We start from the raw sequence: 21,442 nt of genomic DNA, 5'->3' as shown, positions 1-21,442 counted from the left end.
TAGTAGTAAGAGTTGACTACGAGGAAACATTGTAAAAACGTCTGTAGAACTAAACCTCAGACGTTTTTTGTATGAAAAAAGGAGAATATAATTTGACAAAATTCCAAGATTTACAGTTAAGTGAAGTATTAGTAAAAGGTGTACTCAAAATGGGCTTCGAAGAAGCTACACCGATCCAAGCTGAGACAATTCCTGTCGCACTCACAGGAGTGGACGTATTAGGTCAAGCGCAAACAGGTACAGGGAAAACAGCAGCTTTCGGTATTCCGACAATTGAGCGAATCGATACAAAGGCACGTCAAGTCCAAGCACTTGTTCTTGCACCGACACGTGAACTTGCGATTCAAGTTGCAGAAGAATTGAACAAAATTGGTGAATCGAAGCGCGTTTACGCACTTCCAGTATATGGTGGTCAACAAATCGACCGCCAAATCCGTGGTTTGAAAAAGAACCCACAAATCGTCGTTGCGACACCTGGACGTCTCATGGACCACATGAAACGCAAGACGATCAAACTCGACGAGATCCAAACAGTGATCTTGGATGAGGCAGATGAAATGCTCAACATGGGCTTCGTTGAAGATATCGAGATGATTTTGAAAGGCCTTCCGGCTGAACGTCAAACGCTTCTCTTCTCTGCAACAATGCCACCACAAATCAAGAAGATTGCTGAGCGCTTCATGAAGTCGCCGACAATCATCAAAGTCAAAGCGAAGGAAATGACAGTTGAGAACATCAACCAACAATTCCTCGAATTGCGCGAAGGCCAAAAATTCGATACGCTTTGCCGTTTGATCGACATCGACTCGCCAGAACTCAGCATCATCTTCGCTCGTACGAAGAAACGTGTTGACGAAGTGACAGAAGCACTTATCAAGCGTGGTTACACGGCTGATGGTCTTCACGGTGACTTAACGCAATCAAAACGTGACCAAGTCATCCGTCGCTTCAAAAACAGCACGATTGACATCTTGGTCGCAACAGACGTAGCGGCACGTGGTCTTGATATCACAGGCGTTACACACGTTTACAACTTTGACGTCCCACAAGACCCGGAAAGCTACGTGCACCGTATCGGACGTACAGGCCGTGCTGGTAAAACAGGTACAGCTCTTACGTTCATCACGCCACGTGAATTCGGTCAAGTCAAAGCAATCGAACGCGTAACAAACAAGAAGATGAACCGTCGTCACGTTCCGACAATCGCAGAAGTGCTTGAGGGCAACCAAAAGCAATCGGCTGAAGATTTGATCGAACGTGTACAAGCGGGCGACTTCAAAGCTTACACGCAACTTGCGACTGAGCTTCTTGAAGAATACGAAGCAGTCGAGCTTCTCGCAGCGGCACTTCGTGGATTGACGAAAGAGCCAGATTCAACTCCGGTTGAAATCTCGTATGCAGAACCAGTTCGCGTCAAACGTCAAGGTGGACGCAACGACCGTGGTGGATACCGTGGAAATCGCAGTGGCGGCGGCGAACGTCGTGGCGGCGGTGACCGTGGTGGACGCAGCGGTGGCGGCGGTGGATACCGTGGCAAACGCACGGGTGGAGAAGACCGTCGTCGTTCAGACGACCGTGGCCCACGCCGTCCACGTGACTAATCAATAACCCAAAACCGCATCTCCCTAAGTGGATTTGCGGTTTTTTTTTTGGTGTCATGCTACACTAAACGAGTAGAGACAGAAAAATGAGGTGTCAACGGATGATTGAACTAGGTTTTGGTCTCGTCATACTATTGGCGTGCGTCCTGGCTTTGAAACCGATTATAACGCGGACCGAGCGTCCGAATTTCCGATATATCCCGGTCGCCACGCTCCTGTTCGGCGCCATGATTTGGCTGGTGATGGCCATCGGCGTCGGTGGGAAGATGGGAATCGGGTACGGTGTGATGAGTATCGTATATTTCATTGCTTGTTTCGGTGCCTATATGTATGTGCATACACGAGCGAGCTGAGCCCAGCTCGCTTTCGTGTTTAGAAAAAAAGACGAGGTGATCAAGGTGGATGCAGTGGATGTGATGATGAACCCAGAGGAAGTCGAAGTGACATTTGAACCGATTCTCGGGGCTGCTACCTTTCAAGTAGAGGGGTATATGGTGCATGGGCAGTTCAGGGGCGAGTCGCTCACGCCTTTCTTTTATGACGATGACGTTCCGCTTGAGTACCAGCTCGATATCGCTAAACGAATGGAGCGTCTTGCGGCCGAACAGTTGCGGGACGAAACGCAATTCGTCACGTTCCGATGTCGGTCGGAATGGATTCTCGATCAAGGCGGCGAGGCGTTTTTGGCCCCGCTGCGGGAGTTGAACTTCCCGCTCCATCGCATTTATGTGACGCTTCAAGGGACCGATCTCGTCGACGTGTCACGTTTGTCGCGAGTCGTCCAATATTATCGTTCGTCCGGTGTCAAAGTCGCGCTCGACTTCGCTGAGTCGACAAGCATTGAAGATATCATGACGGTGGCGCCTGAGATGCTACTCGTCGATTTGGCGACGATGGTCGAGAAGAAGACGTTATCGGTCACGTATCCGCAAATGCTTCAGACGATGGAATATATCGCTTCCCGTCTCGGGGCTCCGCTCTTGTACAAATCAATTGATCACCTCGGGCAGCTGCGTTATGCGTGGCGTCATGGCGGACGTTATTATATGGGTGGACTCCTGGGTCAAGGTGATGCGACACCGCCGCGCGAAGCGAAAGGCATGAGCGTCTTGACACAAGAAGTGCCGTCATTTTTCTTGCACGATCAAGAGCGGATCAAGCGATTGTATGAGCTTGAGTTCGAACTCCATAAACAAATTCACGACCTCGTCCAAAGCGGGAAGTGGTCGCGCGATAAAAAAGATGAATGGTTGCTCCATATTGCGCCGAAACTCGAAGGAACGTTCGTCCGTTACTATTTGACGGACCAAACCGGGTTCCAGACGAGCGCGAACGTCTATCAGGCGCAGTCGAATTGGACGGTCGACAATACGTATCGCGGCTATAACTGGAGTTTCCGGCCGTACTTCATTCGCACGATGGCGGCGATGGACGTGCGCGGACGAGGCTACTTGTCCGAGGATTATCGTGACTTCAGCTCGAACGAAGTGACGCGGACGTTCAGTTATCCGTTACCGGATGGCATGTTCTTGTTTGCGGATTTATCAGAAGAGTTCTTATATCAAAATCGACTATTAGATTGAGAGGGAAAACGATGTTAGATTATGATTACGATGCATTGCGTGAGATTGGACGGATCGTCGCCTTGGCGCGCGACGAGATGGCGAAAGCGGTCAAACCGGGCATGACGACGAAACAGTTGGATGAGATTGGACAACGTATTTTGGAAGCGGAAGGGGCCGCCTCGGCCCCGATCACGATGTATGAGTTCCCAGGCTACACGTGCATCTCCATCAATGAAGTCGCAGCCCACGGGATTCCAGGCGAGCTTGTCATCCAAGACGGGGACGTGGTCAACGTCGACGTCTCGGCCGTGAAGGATGGTTACTATGCCGACACAGGGCGAACGGTCATCGCGGGCACACCGAAATCGGCTAAACACGAGCGCTTGGTCGAAGTGTCATTGACCTCGCTCGAAGCGGGTCTCAGCAAAGTGAAGGCGGGTGTCAAGGTCAACCAAATCGGCAAGGCGATTTATGCCGATGCCCGGAAGAACGGCTTCACGGTCATCCGCAACTTGGCGGGCCATGGTCTTGGGCGCACCCTTCACGGGGAGCCGGAGACGATCTCGAACTACTATAGTCGTGAAGAGAACGACATCTTGAAAGAGGGTCAAGTTATTGCCGTCGAGACGTTCATCTCGACGCAAGACGAAATTGTCTATCAATCGGAAGAAGACGGCTGGTCATTGTTCACCCCGAACAACAGCCTCGTCTCTCAATTCGAGCACACGGTCGTCGTCACGAAAGACGGCTATGAAGTGTTGACGGGCACGTTCCGTTAACGATGAAAAGGCGGCAGACGCGAGGTCTGCCGCCTTTTTTTGCGGAGTTTTTACAGGAGTCGAATCGTCTGTTCGCTCAGTTGCTCGATTGTCGTCCAATCCGGTGCGACTTGATCGGGAAGCATCAACTGTCCGTTCTCGACCTCGAGCGGGATATCGAGCAAATCGGTCTCGAAGTAAGCGCTCGTCCCGGCCATATCGGCCGGGTAAGCGGCTCCGCTCATTGAGGCGAATAAGAGCGTGTGATAACGGCCGATGGAGGACTCATACATACCCCCGACCCAGTAGGGGGTGCCGCTATCGCGAATCGCGAGTGCCTCGCTCCAGCCGCCGACGCGGGCCGGTTTGATATTGACGATGCGACCGGCTCGAAGTCGATGCATCGTCGCCACGTCTTGAGCCGAACTGATCGATTCATCGAGACAAATCGGTGTGTTGAGCCGTGCCTGCAAGTCTGCTGTCTCAGCCCAATGTGTGCTCGGATAAGGCTGCTCAATCATCAAGAGACGGTAGGTATCTAACGCCTCAAACCAGTCAAGCGGTTGCTCGGAGCCACTTCCGTTCAAATCAATCATGAGCGGGGCGTCCGGAAAATTGTTCCGAATCTCGCTGAGCGCTGGAAGCAGTTCATGCGGGGACGCTTTTAACTTGATCCGGTCGAATCCGGACGCGAGCGCAGACTCGATGGCGTTCAACGTTTGACTGAGAAGACCGATGCCGATGGTCCGGCCACAGGCCACGGCGTTGCCGGCTTGGACGTATTGTTTTAATGTCTGATTCGCTCGGGCCGCTTCCACCTCCCATAGAGCGCTCTCCCACATCGCTTTCGCCATCGGGTGGCCGATGATGGAGCTGACATGGGTACCGAACGAGGCGGCGGACAACGTCCTCCCTTTCAACAGTTGGATAATCAAAGCGGACGTATCGATGACGGAGCGGACGGTCTCAGCCGTATACCATGGCGTCTCGAACGCGACACCTTCCCCGTAGCCGACAACGCCGTCGACCGTCTCCAGACGGAGAATGACCGTCCGTCTCGTCGTCAACACGGCGTGGGCGGTGACAATCGGATGTTTGAACGTGAGGGGGACGATATACAGTTCAGCGCGACGAATCATGGTCAGCCTCCTTTAAGCGATGACGCATCAATTTACCGTTGGCGTTACGAGGCAACTCGTCGACGGCAATCCATGCTTTCGGATGTTTATAAGACGCCAGATGGTCGTGCAACAGCTGAATTGCCTCATCGAAATCGAACGTACCGACCGTGAAGGCGACAGGTATCGCTCCCCAAGTCGGGTCGGGACGACCGACGACCCCTACGTCTTGAATGCCCTGGCAACGCAATAACACGCTCTCGATTTCGGCTGGATAAATGTTCTCGCCGCCAGAGATAATCAAGTCACTGCGACGGTCATGGACGTACAAGTAACCGTCCTTGATTGTGCCGAGATCACCGGTCTGCCAATAGCCGTCGGGCGTCCAGGCGTCGGCCTCTGGCTGTCTATAGTAACCAGGGGTCACCGTCGGTCCGTTCACTTCAATCTCCCCATCCGCATTGATACGGAGTTGGGTCGGCGCGATTGCTTGACCACTCGAACCGATGTGGGCGAGCGCCTCAGATGGCAACAGCGTCGCGACTTGCGAACACGTCTCCGTCATTCCGTACGTCTGGGCGACCGGTAACTGCCGCCGCTCGGCTTCTTCGAGCAACGGGCGCGGTACGGGACCACCGCCGACGAGCAGAAGTCGTAGCTGATGGCGGGAAAGACCTGCGTCGAGGAGACGCTGAAGCATGACGGCGACAAGCGAGATGTGGGTGATTCTTGCCGTCTCAATCAACTCGAGTGTCCGGACGACATCGAACTTCGGTTCGACGTATAATGTCGAACCGAAACGGGCGCTCCGATACACTTGGGCGAGTCCGCTCATATGGAAGAGTGGCGTGACGATGAGCATCCGGTCACGCGTCCCATATCCGAGGCGCGTCTTGGCAGCCTCGGCGCTCGCGATGTGATTGCCGAACGTCTGCTTTACGGCCTTGGCCCGCCCGGTCGTGCCTGAGGTGAACATGAGCGACATGACTTCATCGTCTGCCCATTCGTGCGGTGTGGCGAGTGACGCCTCATCTCGTGACGTCAACTCGAATTGGGTGATTGACAGGTCAATCGGTTCATCGACGAGCAATACATCGATATCGGCCGTCTCGATTTGTCCTGCCAGTTCGCTCATCGTCAACCGTGTGTTGAGCGGAATGAGCACTTTTCCGAGTAACTGGATGGCATGGACAGCGATGACATAATCAGCGCTGTTCGCAGCGCGTAATCCGATATGGCGGGCTTCGGGTGCGACCCGTTGCAAGAAGTGGGCCAAACGGGCGCTCTCCGCGCTTAACTCGGCCCAGGTCAAACTGACGGACGCGGTGACGAGTGCCATGGCGTCACGTCGATGTTGTGTCACATAACGATTCATCATCAGGACCTCCAAAAAAAGAGTAGCGAAGTCGCTACTCTTTGTCGATTTACGGGAAACGTGGGAACTGACCGAAGTCTGGGTCGCGTTTTTCTTTGAAAGCGTCGCGTCCTTCTTTCGCTTCGTCTGTCGTGTAGTAGAGAAGCGTCGCGTCGCCGGCAAGCTGTTGAAGTCCTGCAAGTCCGTCCGTGTCGGCGTTCATCGCTGCCTTCAAGAAGCGAAGTGCCGTCGGAGAGTGTTGCAAGATCTCTTGGCACCATTGGATCGTCTCGGCTTCAAGTTGCTCGAGTGGGACGACCGTGTTGACGAGTCCCATGTCAAGCGCTTGCTGTGCGTCGTATTGACGGCAGAGGTACCAGATTTCGCGTGCTTTCTTGTGGCCGATGATGCGAGCCAAGTAACCTGAACCGTAACCGGCATCGAACGAGCCCACTTTTGGTCCAGTTTGACCGAAACGGGCGTTGTCGGCTGCAATCGTCAAGTCACAGACGACGTGCAAGACGTGTCCGCCACCGATTGCATAACCGGCTACCATGGCGATAACTGGTTTCGGGATGACGCGAATCAAGCGTTGAAGGTCGAGGACGTTCAAGCGTGGAATCTCGTCGTCACCGACGTAGCCGCCGTGGCCGCGTACTTTTTGGTCGCCGCCTGAGCAGAAGGCTTGATCGCCTTCACCAGTCAAGATGATGGCACCGACTTCTTTATCGTCACGGGCGCGTGCGAACGCGTCGATGAGCTCGTTTACCGTGAGTGGACGGAACGCGTTCCGTACTTCCGGACGGTTGATGGTGATTTTGGCGATGCCGTTCCACTTCTCGTACTTGATATCTTCGTACGTGCGGACCGATGTCCAGTTTGCTACTGATTCCATTTAAATTCCCCCTAAAATCAATTTCTCTATCATTGTACCAAATTGTTGGGCATTCTCGACATGTGGAGCATGAGATGCGTCCGAAATTTCATGAATTTCAATATCGGGACGGATCAACTGCATGTTCCTAGCAATCTGTTGAAACTTCACATCGTGTTCTCCGACAATCAAATCGGTGCGAGGTAAGCGCTCGAGTAGCGGCCAGAGCGACGGCATGCTGCCCGTCCCGATAGCGCGAAGGCTGTCCGCGAGTGCGGCTGGATGTTGGGCCAACCGCTCAGGACGGAGTGCGGCACGCATCTCATCAGTCTGGTGCCAGAGCGGAAGCTGTTCCCAACGGTCAACGAACGCCTCAAGTCCTGCTCGCTCGATGAATTCGGCGAGCTGTTCGTCTTGAAGCCGGCGTTGTCGACGTTCGGCCGCACTGAGTCCGGGCGTCGTGCTAATGCCGATAAAATGGGTGACCCGATCATCATAGGCGGCGAGTGTCATGCCGACACGTCCGCCGAGCGAGTAACCGACGACCGTCCACGGGCCTTCGTCCGTATCGAGTAGCGCCGACAAGTCTTTTACCTGTTGACTCATCTTGGCACGCTCGACCGGCTGATGGCCCGTTTCACCATGTTGCAACAGTGTCGGGGCGACGAGTCGGACGGGTAGTTCCGGGAAGCGGGAAAGCCATCCCGCGTTTCCTGTGAAGCCGTGCAACAGCAAGACCGGCCGGCCGTTGCCGCGTTCGAGCACCTCGTACGAGACGCCTCGCAGCGGACGCATCACGACTCATTCCCCATCGCCAAGCGGTCCGTGAGCGAAGCAGTCCAACGACGGTGCTCCGCCACGTTCGTCGTACGGTCGGATGGGAACTCGATGAGTTGGACGCCCGCCTCGATGGCGGCCGTGACGTCTTCAGGCTGCTCGAGCCGTTGATAGCTGAGCCCGTACGTGTCAGCGAATCCACGTAGATTCAACTGCAGCGGCGTCCCGAACAAGTCCTCGAACATTTGCGGTGCAATCGAAGCTTGTGGCAAGAAGGAGAAGATGCCGCCCCCGTCGTTGTTGACGACGACGATGGAGAACGTACCTGGGTGCGATTTGACGAGTTGGAGCGCGTTGCTGTCATGATAAAACGCCAAGTCGCCAATTAACAGGGCAGCCTTGTCCGTATCGTGACAGGCACCGAGCGCGCTCGAGATGATGCCGTCAATCCCATTCGCCCCGCGGTTGGCGACGACGTCAATCGACTGACCGGCTGAAAGTGTCGTATCGATATCACGAATCGGCATGCTATTGCTAACGAAGATGCGTTCGAGACGTGACGCTAGCAAATGACGCGTCAATGCACTTTCTCCGCTCAAAGCAGGTTTCGCGGATTCGGTGATCTGTTCGAACAACGCGAACCGATCGAATAAGTCGACGTCATAGTTTTTGTTGATGGCGGCTACATAATCAATCGCATCTCCGTACACGACCGTAGCATGATTTGACGGGTCGCGGAACGAGCCCGGTTGCTCAATCAAGACGCACGGGACGTCCTGGAGCCACTGGTTCAATCGTTTCGAGACAGGAGCGGCGCCGAAGCGGACGACCGTGTCAGGCGTCCATTCCGTCCGATGCTCGCTCGCGAGCCATGTGTCGTAGTTCGTCAGCACGTGATCAAATCGGCGCATCCCGCTCAACGGGTCGGCGAAAATTGGGATATGATACGTTTGCGCCGCTTTATAAATCGCTTCAAGCCATGACGCCGGTGTTCCGGGACCGACGAGGAAGGCGAGCCGTTCAACATCGATGTCTCGTTTGAAGCGGTTCACGTCACTTGTTGTCGGCTTGAGATAGGTCGGTTCAGACAATTTGGCGTCCCCTTCAAGCAGTGACGTTAAGCGTTCGATGTCCGGCAATAACGGCTCGCGGAACGGGATGTTCACGTGGACTGGTCCGAATGGCGCGTGCATGCTCGTTCGAACGAGCCGGCTCACCGCTTGTTCCATGTAGCGCTGACTGGCGGCTTCAGGAACAGGGAGGTCGATGCTCGCTTTGACATGCTCGCCGTACAGCCTGACTTGATCGATTGCTTGAGGAGCGCCGACGTTCCGGAGCTCATGCGGACGATCTGTCGTCAATACGATGAGCGGCAACTGCGAGATGTTCGCCTCGGCCACCGCGGAAAAGTAGTTGGTCGCGGCGGTGCCACTCGTGCAGATGAGCGCGACCGGTCGCAACGATGAGGTGGAGCGGGTCAAGCCGAGAGCGAAGAAGGCGGCCGAACGTTCATCGACGATGATATGATGACGGACGCTCGGATGAAGATAAGCGGCCATGGCCAGCGGGGTCGAGCGCGAACCGGGACTGATGACGATATCCTCGACGCCTTGTTCGACGAGCCGGTTCATCATCTGGGCGACCCAATCCGTTAACGTTTCATTCATGCTTGATTGCCTCCTGCGCTTACTTTGTCCAATCCGAGTGCTTGCTTGATTGGACTGAGCTTGATTTCCGTCTCGGCGAGTTCCGCTTCGAGTTCAGACTCTTGGACGATTCCACAGCCTGCGTATAGCGCCACGAATTGGTGATGCACGAGGGCGGACCGGATCGAGACGACGAATTCGCCTTCTCCTTCCGTATTCAACCAGCCGAACGGCGAACCGTACCAACCGCGGTCGAACCGCTCAATCTCACGCAATAAGCGGACAGACGTCCGTTTCGGTGAACCGCCGAGCGCGGGCGTCGGGTGGAGCGACTCGATGATGGACAGCAATGATGCGTTCGTATCGAGTGTCGCTTGAATCGGTGTATGCAGATGGAACACCGAGCGATTTTCTAATATACGCGGCGTTTCGGGTGCCTTGATAGTAGCCGCGTATGGAGTGAGGGCGTTTTTAATGTCCTTCACGACGATTTGATGCTCATCTAAATTCTTGGCATCGTGCAACAGCGTCTGTTTGGCTACATCCGCCTCGATTTCTGTGTCCGGTCGTTTAATTGTTCCGGCGATGGCTGCCGTTTCGATGTACGGTCCTTGTTTTTTGACGAGGCGCTCCGGGGTCGCCCCGAAAAAGCCGATTTCTCGCTTTGGTTGATATAAGAAGACGTAACTGCCCGTTTGATGTTCTGACAAATGGCGTAACGTCGTCGCGAACGGGAACGGCTCTTCTGATGTTTGATAAATCTCTTCACGGGCGATGACGATTTTCTCGACACGTTCTTCCGAGATGTTCAATTTGGCTTGTTGGAAGCTCGACTTGAAGTGGTCGACGCCATCTTTCACTTGAGAGTAGGTCGGTGCCTGCTCGTCGGGAGCGTGCAACGCGTTGAACTGGGCGAGCTGATCGGCCAGTTGAATCAAATATTGTTCGACCGAACGTTTCGCCGACACGAGCGTCGAGACGGTCAACGTGTGTTTGTCACCCGAACGGCGATATAAAAATTTAGGCACGACCAATGACGCTTCGCCGAACGCTTCCCACATATTTTTCTGGGGGCGGATGAACGTGTCGAACGAGAAGCCCGAGAACGCATAAATGACCGCGTCGACGTCCCGGCGGTGCAGGCTCCAATCATATTGCAACCGTTGGAACCGTTCCGGGCCAGAAGCCGTCAACACGAGCGCATCGGCACATCCGAGCATCTCGAGGGAGCGGTCGGGTGTCGAAAAATAATAATGGGACGTTTCCGTGTTTTGAATGATATGAAACGCATCGAACGAAGGGATCTCCCACGTGTAGGAGGCCAAGACCGGCCGTTGCCAAGCACGTGCCCGTTTATGGGCTTGCTCGATTCGTTGTTTAATGTGTGTTTGAGTATCTGGCATGTAAGAAAAGCCTCCTCAATCCAATGGAATTCTCATTCTTTAGTGTATCATGACTTCACGGCAGAACTGGCCGTCAAATGCTCGGGAAAGTGAAGGGAACCGTTCGAGCGACGGGCATTGACAGATTTTTTTAAAGAGACGTAAACTAACGAAGGGAGGGAAGTGCATGAAGAAGAGAGAGAAAGGTGCCTATTGGCGCATGATTCGTCCGCACACATTGACGGCGAGCTTCATACCGGTGCTGTTAGGGACGTTCATCGTCCTCGGGCAAGTCGAATTGAAATGGGGACTGTTCCTGGCGATGCTCATCGCCTCGGTCTTGATTCAAATCGCGACGAATTTATTCAATGAGTATTACGATTATAAGCGCGGGCTCGACCATGAAGGGTCAATCGGAATCGGTGGTTCAATCGTACGCGATGGATTCACACCGGGCCAAGTCCTCGGGATTGCCCTTGGGATGTACGGGGTAGCGGCCGTGCTCGGTCTTTATATCGCCGCTTCGACGAGCTGGCACTTGATTTGGATCGGCGTGTTGTCGATGGTCGTCGGGTTCCTCTATACAGGAGGTCCGCTTCCCATCGCCTATACACCGTTCGGTGAACTCGTCGCCGGTCTGTTCATGGGGTATGTCATTATCGGGATTTCAGGATACCTCCAAATCGGAACGGTGACGACGGAGCTGTTGCTCGTGTCGTTCCCGATGGCGCTGTTAATCGGGGCCATCTTGCTCGCGAACAATATTCGCGACTTAGATAACGATAAAGTGAACGGGCGCAAAACGATTGCCTGTCTCGTCGGACATCGACGTGCGGTTCTCGTCTTAGCCGGATTCTTTATCGCGGCGTTGATTGGCATTATCGTCGCTGTCGTCGGGTTTGGCGTGACGCCTTGGGTGCTGTTGTCACTCTTGACCATTCCGATTATGATTCGGGCGGTGAAACGCTTTTGGATCAAACAGGAACCGGCTCAATTGATGCCAGCGATGGCGATGACCGCAAAAGTGAACACGTTGTTCGGTGCTTGGATGGTCATCGGTTTGATGGTCGCGCGATTCATCGCGTAAATAAAAGGAGGGAACCATATGTCAGTCGTTCAAGAAATGTTAGCGTTCAATGAAAAATTCGTCTCGGAGAAACAATACGAAGAGTTCGTCTCGGACAAGTTCCCCGATAAGAAAATTGTCATTTTAACATGTATGGATACACGTCTGACGGCGTTACTGCCGAAAGCTCTCGGTTTGAAAAACGGGGATGCTAAAATTATAAAAAATGCGGGTGCTGTCCTATCACATCCGTTCGGTTCGGTCATGCGTTCCATTCTTGTCGCGCTGTATGCGCTCGGAGCGGAAGAAGTCATCGTCATCGGGCACTATGATTGCGGGATGGCGGCCATCGACCCAAACGCGGTCATCGGCGAAATGGAGCGTCGCGGGATCGAACCGCAAACGCTCCAGACGCTCAAATCGTCGGGTATGGATTTGGAGAAGTGGTTACACGGGTTTGACTCGGTCGAAGCGAACGTCGTCAACTCGGTCAGTCTCATCAAAAACCATCCACTCTTGCCACCGGGCACGAACGTCCACGGATTCGTCATCGATCCGGCGACGGGACGTCTCGATGTCGTCGAAGCATAACGTAAAAGGCGGTCTCTCCTGCAGAGACCGCCTTTCTTTCGTTACCCGTATGTGTTGACGGGAATGTCTTTATACTCGTCCTCGTCCGAATCTTTCGATTTGGACTTTTTATTTTTCTTATAGTTTTTCTCGTACTCACGTTCGCTCGGCGTTTTGAAGAAACGTTGCCAAGTAGCATTGATTTCTGACCCGATCAAAATGATCATGCCGGTCAATTGTAACCAGAGCAACGTGACGATAATCCCCCCGAGTGAACCGTACGTCGAATCGTAGTTGCCGAAGTTTGAGACGTACAGGCTGAATCCGAGTGAGACGAGCTGCCAGGCGATGACGCCGAAGATCGCGCCTGGAATCGTGCTCTTCCAAAACACGTGTTGTTGAGGAGCAATCTTATAAAAAATCGAGAGCGTCAAAATCAAGATGACGGTCGTCAACACGTAGCGGAACACGTTAATCAAGATGACGTCAGCCCCTGAGATGGGGATGAAGCGCATCAAAAAGTCGATGATTTGTGAACCGAACACGTTCGAGACAATGAGCAACAGTACGCCGACACCGAGCAAGAGCGTCAAGCCGAGCGCGATGCCTTTGCTGACGAAGAAGTTTCGTTCGTTGTCTTCCCCGTATGCGTGAATCGCCATGTTAATCAAGCGTTCGACCCCTTTAGCGGCCGACCAAATCGCCAAAATCGCACCGATTGAGAGGAGTCCGCCGCGCGGTTCGCCAATCGCGTCAAAAATCCCGGTCAAAAAATCAGTCGCGGCCGCCCCAGGCGCCAAGTTGTTCAACTGTTCTTGGAACGATGCCTGGGAAATGTCGAAGAACGAGAGCAACGCGAGAATGAAGATGATGCCCGGAAAAATCGATAAGAACCAAAAAAAAGCGAGCGTCGCGCCGTAATCTTGAACATCATGTTCTTTGAAGCGACGAAGCAACTCTTTCCCGAAGGCGAACCAATTCTTTTTTTCTTTCACTTCTGTAGTATCCATGTATGAGCCTCCTGAACGTTATCGTTAGAAACTTTCTTTCCCGAAATGTCAGGAGGCTACACATAAAATCAGTCTTCGGCCAGCGTTTTATTGAAAAAGCGCTCGGCCTCGTTCGCGAGCAAGTCGGCGAGTGACGGCGGTCGTACCGGTAAATGGCTGAGCGCGCTGCGTTTCACCCACATTGGTGTGTATGAACCATTCGTCTGTTCGGCTTGAAACTCTTCGCCGGTGCCGGTGCCGAATTCGCCACCGGTCACGCGAGCCCAGTAATACGGGTTCAACTCGCCATTGAAAGCGACGTGAGCGGCGATCCCTTCGAGTTCGACGTGGACGCCGAGCTCTTCGAACGCCTCACGGACGGCCGTCTCTTCGGCGGTATGGCCGAATTCGACTCCGCCACCTGGGAAGACATAATACAAAAGGTTCTCTTTTTCTCGGCGAATGAGCGCGACTTCGTCATGTTCATTCACGAGGATGATGGCACTGCGTAATTTCGTTCTGACCAATGGAATCGTTCCTTTCGATTTCGAATCGTGAACAAAACGCATCGACTCGCGGCCGATGCGTTTTGGTTAATCTGCTGCTGGTTGTTCGAGTGATGCATACATATCAGGCGTCAGGCCGTTATCGTGCGAGGCGATGACTTTCCCGGCGACGCGCATCCCGAGTCGGAGCGCATCCTCAATCGGATGGCGTTTCATCAACTCGGAGATGACAGCGGAGAAGAACGAGTCACCGGCACCGGTCGAGTCGGCGACTTTCACTTTCGTCGTCGGGACGTGGCCTTGTTCGTTCGTACGCAAGTCGACATAGACCGCACCGAGTTCACTCATCGTGACGATTGTGAGCGGGGCACCTTTCATGGCGAGCACTTCAGCGACACGTAACGCATCGTCCACCGTGACGATCGACATGTCAGATAGAATCTCTGCTTCTTCACGGCTACAGATGAAGCCGGTGAAGCCTTGAAGCAAATGGCGGTTCCGTTCGATGACAGACAGATGGCCGCACACGCCGTAAAGCGGGAGTTTCATCTCGCGGCATAGCTCAATCGTCTCGTTGAGCACGTTGACCGACAAGTCGAGGTCGATTGCGACCGCCTGACTTTCGGCGAACACCGTATCGATGCGACGAAGGATACATTCTTCCATCATCGCCTCGTCCGGTTGCTTCGAGATCGACGTTTGAAGATCGCCGTTGTTATCCATGACGGCCAGCCACATGCCCATGCCGTTGTCATCGAGCAAATCGACGTGATCGACGTTCACATTCAAACCGCGGAGCTCCTCGAGGACACCCATCCCGATTTGATCGTTCGTCACGGTCGACACGAAACGGACATCATTGCCGAGGACACCTAAATTTTGAGCGACGTTACGGCCGGTTCCGCCGTTTGAGAACGCGATGTCACCGACGTTCTTGGCATCTTTATGGAGCGGGGCGAACGAGGTTCCTTTAATATCGACAAACACTTTGCCGATTACTGCTATCGTATTCATACACTGTACCACCTTTAGCCAATCTTCCTAATCAGTTCCGGTCTAATTAGACACATTGTTTCAATTATAGCGAAATCGCCAACGGCTTTCAATGACGGTGTCGATTTTTGTCAGTCCCATGACGTGCTGAGCAAGCGTAGGCCGTTCAAAATGACGAGGATGGTCGATCCTTCGTGCCCAACGACGGCGAATGGCATGACGAGCAATTCGAAGATGTTCGTCGCAATCAATACGAGGATGACCCCTAATGCGAACACAACGTTTTGGAGGACGACCCGATTCAACTTACGCGACTGTTTGATGGCCGAGCTTAGGCGGTTCAAATCGTTCTTCATCAAGACGACGTCGGCCGTCTCGAGAGCGGCGTCCGTCCCTTCTCCCATCGCAATCCCGACATCGGCCGTCGCGAGGGCAGGGGCGTCGTTAATCCCGTCACCAATCATGCCGATGCTGCCATACTCTTGTTTCAATCGTTTAATGTGCTCGACTTTCTCTTCCGGAAGACATTCGGCAATATAGCGGGTCAAGCCGGCCTCGGAGGCGATAGCGCGTGCTGTTGCCTCGTTGTCACCCGTGATCATGATGGTGGCGATGCCGAGGTGGTTGAGTCGCTCGATCGCTTGCTTGGCCTCGGGACGTAACGTGTCTCGAAGCGCGAACGCCCCAATTGTCTTCTCTTCGTCACTGATGAATACGAGTGTGTGGCCGGCCGCTTTCAAACGTTCGACTTCGTCGCGGAAAAAGTCGTGGCTGCGATCGGCGAATTTCTGTTTACCGACCCGGTAAGCGACACCGTCGATGGTCGCTTCAATCCCAGACCCAGTCACGTCTTTAAAGTGTTCCATCGCCCCCGTATAACTGCCCGTGTACTGAACGAGCGCCTCGGCGAGCGGATGCATCGAATGTTCTTCAATCAAGCTGACAATGCGATACACGTGTTCTTGTGTCGTATCGGGATGAATCAACGCCGCTTGGACTTCTGGTTTACCGATTGTGAGCGTACCGGTCTTATCGAACGCGACGGCTTTCAAACGTCCCATATTTTCGATATGGACACCGCCTTTGAATAAAATCCCGTGTTTAGCAGACGAGGCAATGGCTGCGAGTGCCGCCGGCGTGATGGCGGCAACGAGGGCACACGGCGAAGCGACAACGAGAAGGATCATCCCGCGGTAAATGCTCGTCTCGAGCGACCATGACGTCAATACCGGGCCTAGCAAGATGATTGCCGTGACGGAGGCGAGCACGACTTGAACGTAGCGTCCCTCGTACCGGTCGATGAACTGGGCGGACGGTGATTTTTCTTCTTGCGCCTGCTGGACCATTTGAATGATTTTTTGGAACAATGTCTCTGTGGCGAGCTTTGTCACTTCGAGCGTCAAGACACCGTTCAAGTTTACGCTTGATCCATACACCTCATCGCCGACGTTCCGGTCGACCGGAATCGATTCACCGGTGATGGCGGCTTCCTCAATCGAGGCGCTACCTTTCAAAATCCGACCGTCGACCGGGATGCGCTCGCCGGGTCTTACGTAGATGTGGTCACCGACGCGCAGTTCGTCGATATGGACGACCTCGAGGCCGCCCGAGCTGTTCAATCGGGTCGCCTGCTCAGGTTGGAGTTCCATGAGCGATTCAAGGGCACGCTCATTTTTATTCATCGTATACGTCTCAAGGGCGCCTGATAACGCGAAGATGAAGATTAGGATGGCGCCTTCCATCCAGTACCCGATTGAAGCAGCACCGATGGCGGCGATAATCATGAGTAGCTCGACGTTCAAGGAGCGCGTCTCCCATGTATCGGTCAAGCCTTCCTTGGCTTTGGCATATCCGCCGATTAAAAAGGCGGTCAAATACAGAGTGACGTAGAGCGCAGGAGCTCCGTCTTGTCTTTCCGCGATATATGCGAGTACAATCAATACACCACTGATGAGCGCCATGATGAGCTCGATATGTTCGACCCAGCTGGCCCGTTTGAAGACGTGGCTTTTTTCGTGTGTGACGGTTGATGTGTTCATGTGAGCACCTCTTTCTAATTGAGAATATATATCAGTTAAATGATAATGTATGAGGATGATTATCATTATCCATTGTTGATATTATTAAGTTTTACGCGAATTAAAGGTGAATACCTTATTTATAATGATTATCGTGTAAGTCTATTTTAGCACCAAACGTAATCACTCACAAACTAAAAGATTAAGGAGTTTTTGTGTCATGCCGAATGTATTTCAACGCCCTTGGACGGTCACGTTCTTAGCCCTATTCAACACGTTCTTATGGGGGAGCGCCTTTCCGTTCATCAAACTGAGCTACGAAGCGCTCGATATCCAGGAAAACGAATACGGGCAACAGCTGTTTTTTGCCGGGGAACGCTTTTTATTGGCCGGTCTGCTCTTACTCGTCATCAGTCGACTCGTCTTCAAGCGTCCGATTCGCTTAACTGCTGAAAAGCTAAAGGCGTATGCGCATTTAGGGGCATTTCTGACGTTCTTACAATACTTGTTCTTCTATATCGGTCTTTCGATCTCGACGGGGGTGCAGGGCTCGATTATCGCGGGGTCGACGTCATTTTTCCAGATGGCACTCGCTCATTTTCGTTATGAGGATGATCGCTTAAATCGCTTGAAAGGGATTGCCCTTACGCTCGGATTCTCCGGAATCGTCATCGCCAACTGGCCGACGGCAAGCGCGGAAGTCGGGTTTGGGATTGGAGAGATTCTGCTGATTATGGCGATGATCTCAGGCGCGTTCGGGAATTTGATTGCCAAAGATTATTCGCGCTCGCATGACGTCGCTCCGATGACGGCTTGGGCGATGGTGATTGGCTCGCTCGGACTACTCATCGTCGGTTGCGTGCTTGCGCCAGGGGATGTGTTCCTGCCTTACACCGTGACGACCCTCTTCTTCTTGTTGTATCTCGCCCTTTTATCGGCGGTCGGGTTCACATTATGGAATACGCTGATGAAATATAATCCGGTCAGCCGGGTATCGCTCTATATGTTCTTTGTTCCCTTATTCGGTGTCGTCCTATCGAGCGTGTTACTCGGGGAGACGATTCCATGGAACGCGCTCGTTGGGTTGTTGTTCGTCATCGCTGGGATTTATCTCTCCACATATTTTCAAGGACGAGCGAATCGGGGAGTGCGATGACAAAGTGAGGGAGAGGCATGGTTGACGGAATCTTGTTCCCATGGCAAAATATATTAAAAATTCTGAATTCTTTCAGTTGAAATCGGTCTTCGTTGTAAAGACTTGCGTGCGAATCGAAAAGAAAGGAGGGTGCTACCGTGGCAAGAAATCCAATCGTCCGAAACATACTCATCTCTCGACAACCGCGAGACGAGTATGTCAAATACGTGATGAAGTGCGTAAGTCGCGGGTTGAAGGAGCATCATGAGCAAGTGGACGCGCGTGCTATGAGGCATGGCGAAGACATTCAGACGAAATGGCAAATCAATGATCGAGTCATTGAAGTCACGCTCAAGTCCGACGTGTTGGCCTCGCTCGAGACGGAACCGTTCGCGCTCGATGAGGTGTTCATGCGGGCGTTCGAACGAAACGATGTCAGGCTCGGTCCGGTGAAAGAATAACGTGAAACAGGGAGGGTCTCGGCGGAGACCCTCCCTTTTAGATGTCAATCGGCTTGGCTTTCGCCGTGAATAAACTGACGGCCAGAATCCCAAGAATGAGCGTATACATCAAGAAATACACTTCTTTTGGTAACGCGATCCAAAATGCGCCAATCATCGGTCCGCTAATCGAACCGACACTGAACGAGATGCTATAGAGCATATTGCCGGTCGGTAACAACGAACGCGGCAACACTTCCGTCATATGGGCCAGTCCGAGCGAATATGTCGAGCCGAGCCCGGCGCCTGCGAGCGCGAACAAGACGAGGAGCCAGACGTAATGGTCGACGGCCAGGTTGGCAATCGCAAAAACGAGCGTGCCGAGTGTCAGGACGATTTGAAGAATCCGCTTTTTCCCGAAGTGATCGGCGAGCCGACCGAGCGGTAATTGCACGACAATCGAGGCGACGATGAACGTCGTGATGAGCGTGCTCGTCTGCGTGAGCCCGATATCGTTGCGGACTGTGAAAATCGGTAAGTTGGCATTCAAGCTCGCTTCAAGGAACCCGTATGTAAAAGCAGGTAAGAGCGTATACCCGCCGCCGATGAGGACGAGTCGGATGCGTCCTTTCGAGTCGGTCTTCACTTTCTCGGCCTCAGGATACTCATTGTCGACCTTGAAGATCAAGAACAAGGATGCGAGACAGAAGACGATCAAGACGAGGAACGGCAGCCAAAAGTGAAGGTCGACGAGCGGCGCGATGAGCGGACCGACCGCGAAACCGAGGCTGAACGCCATCCCGTAATACGCCATTGCTCGTCCCAGGCTCCGCTTATCGCTCGCGGACGTGACCCACACTTGGGATCCGTAATGGAGCGCCGAGTCACCGAAGCCGATGACGAAACGCATGAGCGCCCACATGAGCAGGGACGGCCAGAGCGGCAAGAAGAACGTAGCGAGCGCCGTCAAGATGATGCCAAGGACGATGGTCGGACGAAATCCGTACTTGCGGACGAACCGTTCGAGTAGCGGGGCGGAGACGATGACCCCGAGATAGAGCATGGTCGCGTTCAACCCGTTCAACCAGGCCGGGTTGCCGTCCCGTTCGATGAGTGTCGACAAGAGCGGGATGAGCGCACCTTGAATCAAGCCGGAGATAAAGACGACAAGTAATAAAATTGAAAATCGAAAGCGTTGCATAGTTCACCTCATCATTGATTGCATAGTAAAAAGCTGAGAAGAGTCTCAGCTTTTTGGCTCGTCAATCGGTTGGGGTACATGGTTCAAGTGTAAGAGTTCATCGTCCCAACTGCCTTGACTGAATACTTCATCACGGTCTACTTTGTCTGAAACGAATGCGGCTGTCAATAAGATGCTGAGCACACCACCGAAAATGATGATGGCCATGACGGTGATCATAAATACATAGATGGCTGTCATCTTCAAACACCTCGATTCAGTTTATATACTGAACATTTCCCGAATCGAAGCAATTAAAACGGTTCGGCCACACGTTCCCGGAAGTTCACTTCAGGATAGTACGCTTGTTTGACGAGTGCGTTCGGGCCGAGGCATTTGACAGCCGGACAGTGGCAGGACAGTGTGGCGTTCAAACTGCTGTTCGTCCACGCCTCATACGCGTCTTGGAACGAGGTGTCATACAACGTCCCGAGCGTGCCGAGCTCATCGCCGAAGTCGGTGACGATGATTTGGCCGTCGAAGATGTTCGTGTTGAGGCGTGAGCGGCCATCCGGGTCGTTTCGCACGGTCACGTTCTTCGCCTCGTGGAGCCGTTTCAATAAAGCGCGGTCTTCCGGTAACTCGGAACAAGCATAGAACGGCAACGTTCCGAACAGCATCCAAACGTTCTCGTCCCGGACATCGAGCAGGTCGTGAATCGCCTGGCGAGTGTCAGGGAGCGACGCCGACTCGAGCGCACTGGCAAAATCGGCGGGGTACATTGGGTGCACTTCATGACGTTGACAGCCGAGTGCGACAATCTCTTCATGGATTTCCTTCAAGTGCGGAATCGTCCGTTTGTTGAGCATCGTCTCGGCCGATACGATCACACCCTCGGCCGTAAGCGCACGGGCGTTGTCTTTCATCGTCTGAAGCATCTTCAAACGTGCCTCCGCGCTCGGTTTTCGGTCCATCATCGCGAAACCGCCCTCTAAGAAGTCGGCGTCCGTTCCCCAGTTATGCGAAATGTGCAAAACGTCGAGGTAAGGGGTAATAAGATGGTAGCGAGAGAGCGGGAGCGTCAAGTTTGAGTTGATTTGCGTGCGGGCGCCGCGCTCCTTAGCGTAACGCAAGAGTGGGACGACGTAGTTGCGCACCGATTTCATCGACAGCATCGGTTCGCCGCCCGTAATCGAAAATGCGCGTAAATGCTCGATTTCATCCAAACGCGAAATCAATAAGTCGAGCGGGACTTCGGGTTCTTCTGTCTGGTCGAGCATATAGCCGACCGCGCAATGCTCGCAGCGCATATTGCATAGTTTGGTCGTCGTCACTTCGACGTTCGAAAGGACGAGGCGACCGAACTCGGTTTGATCGAGGTATGCTTCCCACGGATCAAACGTTGTCGAGATGTTTTGCATATCAATCCCACCTTTTCATCAAGTCACACGAAATAGTATGCTATAATAA

Annotated in this window: 21 protein-coding genes; 8 read left to right on the top strand and 13 right to left on the bottom strand. The window is 53.4% G+C overall.

Features of this window, described 5'->3' with window-relative positions; genetic code table 11:
- Positions 1–92: 92 nt before the first annotated feature.
- The 4 genes from cshA (at position 93) to map (ending at position 3,945) form a co-directional block, all read left to right on the top strand.
- Positions 93–1,601 (top strand): degradosome RNA helicase CshA, encoded by a 1,509-nt coding sequence (gene cshA, locus KNP85_RS10050; RefSeq protein ID WP_198922701.1) that lies wholly within the window; start codon positions 93–95, stop codon positions 1,599–1,601.
- A gap of 101 nt (positions 1,602–1,702) precedes the next feature.
- Positions 1,703–1,954, top strand: coding sequence for a hypothetical protein (locus KNP85_RS10045; protein ID WP_021067789.1), 252 nt, complete (start codon positions 1,703–1,705; stop codon positions 1,952–1,954).
- 45 nt (positions 1,955–1,999) lie between these two features.
- Positions 2,000–3,184 (top strand): EAL-associated domain-containing protein, encoded by a 1,185-nt coding sequence (locus tag KNP85_RS10040; RefSeq protein WP_029596040.1) that lies wholly within the window; start codon positions 2,000–2,002, stop codon positions 3,182–3,184.
- Between the two features lie 11 nt (positions 3,185–3,195).
- The gene (gene map / locus KNP85_RS10035; protein WP_029596039.1) at positions 3,196–3,945 is read left to right on the top strand and encodes a type I methionyl aminopeptidase; all 750 of its coding nucleotides are present in this window, start codon (positions 3,196–3,198) and stop codon (positions 3,943–3,945) included.
- A gap of 50 nt (positions 3,946–3,995) precedes the next feature.
- Here the strand turns inward: map and menC are convergent, their stop codons facing one another.
- The 6 genes from menC to KNP85_RS10005 are packed head-to-tail and all read right to left on the bottom strand — an operon-like array spanning position 3,996 to position 11,096.
- A complete protein-coding gene (menC, locus tag KNP85_RS10030) occupies positions 3,996–5,063 on the bottom strand; it encodes an o-succinylbenzoate synthase (protein WP_214802893.1) in 1,068 nt (355 codons plus the stop codon).
- Entirely contained in the window at positions 5,047–6,417 is a 1,371-nt protein-coding gene (menE, locus tag KNP85_RS10025; protein ID WP_214802890.1) for an o-succinylbenzoate--CoA ligase, read from the bottom strand. Before menE ends, menC begins: the two co-directional genes overlap by 17 nt.
- Before the next feature lie 49 nt (positions 6,418–6,466).
- Entirely contained in the window at positions 6,467–7,291 is an 825-nt protein-coding gene (gene menB, locus KNP85_RS10020) for a 1,4-dihydroxy-2-naphthoyl-CoA synthase (RefSeq protein WP_021067784.1), read from the bottom strand.
- Entirely contained in the window at positions 7,292–8,065 is a 774-nt protein-coding gene (locus KNP85_RS10015; RefSeq protein WP_214802974.1) for an alpha/beta fold hydrolase, read from the bottom strand.
- Positions 8,065–9,714, bottom strand: a complete 1,650-nt coding sequence (gene menD / locus KNP85_RS10010; protein ID WP_214802887.1) for a 2-succinyl-5-enolpyruvyl-6-hydroxy-3-cyclohexene-1-carboxylic-acid synthase — start codon at positions 9,712–9,714, stop codon at positions 8,065–8,067. The genes KNP85_RS10015 and menD overlap by 1 nt, the downstream gene beginning before the upstream one ends.
- On the bottom strand, positions 9,711–11,096 hold the full coding sequence (locus tag KNP85_RS10005; protein ID WP_058765741.1) for an isochorismate synthase: 1,386 nt from the start codon (positions 11,094–11,096) through the stop codon (positions 9,711–9,713). Before KNP85_RS10005 ends, menD begins: the two co-directional genes overlap by 4 nt.
- Before the next feature lie 166 nt (positions 11,097–11,262).
- Between KNP85_RS10005 and KNP85_RS10000 the strand changes: the two genes are divergently transcribed.
- Positions 11,263–12,162 carry a 1,4-dihydroxy-2-naphthoate polyprenyltransferase gene (locus tag KNP85_RS10000; RefSeq protein WP_214802884.1) on the top strand — a complete coding sequence of 300 codons (900 nt, stop codon included), beginning with the start codon at positions 11,263–11,265 and terminating at the stop codon, positions 12,160–12,162.
- An 18-nt stretch (positions 12,163–12,180) separates the two neighbouring features.
- On the top strand, positions 12,181–12,732 hold the full coding sequence (locus KNP85_RS09995; protein WP_021067779.1) for a beta-class carbonic anhydrase: 552 nt from the start codon (positions 12,181–12,183) through the stop codon (positions 12,730–12,732).
- A 41-nt stretch (positions 12,733–12,773) separates the two neighbouring features.
- On the opposite strand, the gene KNP85_RS09990 is transcribed toward KNP85_RS09995, so the two are convergent.
- The 4 genes from KNP85_RS09990 to KNP85_RS09975 form a co-directional block, all read right to left on the bottom strand.
- The gene (locus tag KNP85_RS09990) at positions 12,774–13,721 is read right to left on the bottom strand and encodes a YihY/virulence factor BrkB family protein (protein WP_021067778.1); all 948 of its coding nucleotides are present in this window, start codon (positions 13,719–13,721) and stop codon (positions 12,774–12,776) included.
- Between the two features lie 68 nt (positions 13,722–13,789).
- Positions 13,790–14,227, bottom strand: a complete 438-nt coding sequence (locus KNP85_RS09985; protein ID WP_034797425.1) for an NUDIX domain-containing protein — start codon at positions 14,225–14,227, stop codon at positions 13,790–13,792.
- Between the two features lie 66 nt (positions 14,228–14,293).
- Entirely contained in the window at positions 14,294–15,220 is a 927-nt protein-coding gene (locus KNP85_RS09980) for a carbohydrate kinase family protein (RefSeq protein ID WP_021067776.1), read from the bottom strand.
- A 110-nt stretch (positions 15,221–15,330) separates the two neighbouring features.
- Complete coding sequence (locus tag KNP85_RS09975) at positions 15,331–17,238, bottom strand: heavy metal translocating P-type ATPase (protein WP_021067775.1); 1,908 nt, start codon at positions 17,236–17,238, stop codon at positions 15,331–15,333.
- 199 nt (positions 17,239–17,437) lie between these two features.
- Between KNP85_RS09975 and KNP85_RS09970 the strand changes: the two genes are divergently transcribed.
- A complete protein-coding gene (locus tag KNP85_RS09970) occupies positions 17,438–18,373 on the top strand; it encodes a DMT family transporter (protein ID WP_214802881.1) in 936 nt (311 codons plus the stop codon).
- Between the two features lie 137 nt (positions 18,374–18,510).
- Positions 18,511–18,813: a hypothetical protein gene (locus tag KNP85_RS09965; RefSeq protein ID WP_021067773.1), complete on the top strand. Its 303-nt coding sequence runs from the start codon at positions 18,511–18,513 to the stop codon at positions 18,811–18,813.
- A 37-nt stretch (positions 18,814–18,850) separates the two neighbouring features.
- On the opposite strand, the gene KNP85_RS09960 is transcribed toward KNP85_RS09965, so the two are convergent.
- The 3 genes from KNP85_RS09960 to yfkAB are packed head-to-tail and all read right to left on the bottom strand — an operon-like array spanning position 18,851 to position 21,393.
- A complete protein-coding gene (locus KNP85_RS09960; protein WP_021067772.1) occupies positions 18,851–19,993 on the bottom strand; it encodes an MFS transporter in 1,143 nt (380 codons plus the stop codon).
- Positions 19,994–20,038: 45 nt separating this feature from the next.
- Positions 20,039–20,233, bottom strand: coding sequence for a hypothetical protein (locus KNP85_RS09955; protein WP_021067771.1), 195 nt, complete (start codon positions 20,231–20,233; stop codon positions 20,039–20,041).
- A gap of 53 nt (positions 20,234–20,286) precedes the next feature.
- Positions 20,287–21,393 (bottom strand): radical SAM/CxCxxxxC motif protein YfkAB, encoded by a 1,107-nt coding sequence (yfkAB, locus tag KNP85_RS09950; protein ID WP_021067770.1) that lies wholly within the window; start codon positions 21,391–21,393, stop codon positions 20,287–20,289.
- Positions 21,394–21,442 lie beyond the last annotated feature (49 nt).

The sequence above is a fragment of the Exiguobacterium sp. s194 genome (assembly GCF_018618275.1).
Classification (GTDB): Bacteria; Bacillota; Bacilli; order Exiguobacteriales; family Exiguobacteriaceae; genus Exiguobacterium; species Exiguobacterium chiriqhucha.
The sequence above is the reverse complement of the archived record's forward strand: the minus strand, read 5'-3'. Positions and strand labels throughout refer to the sequence as shown.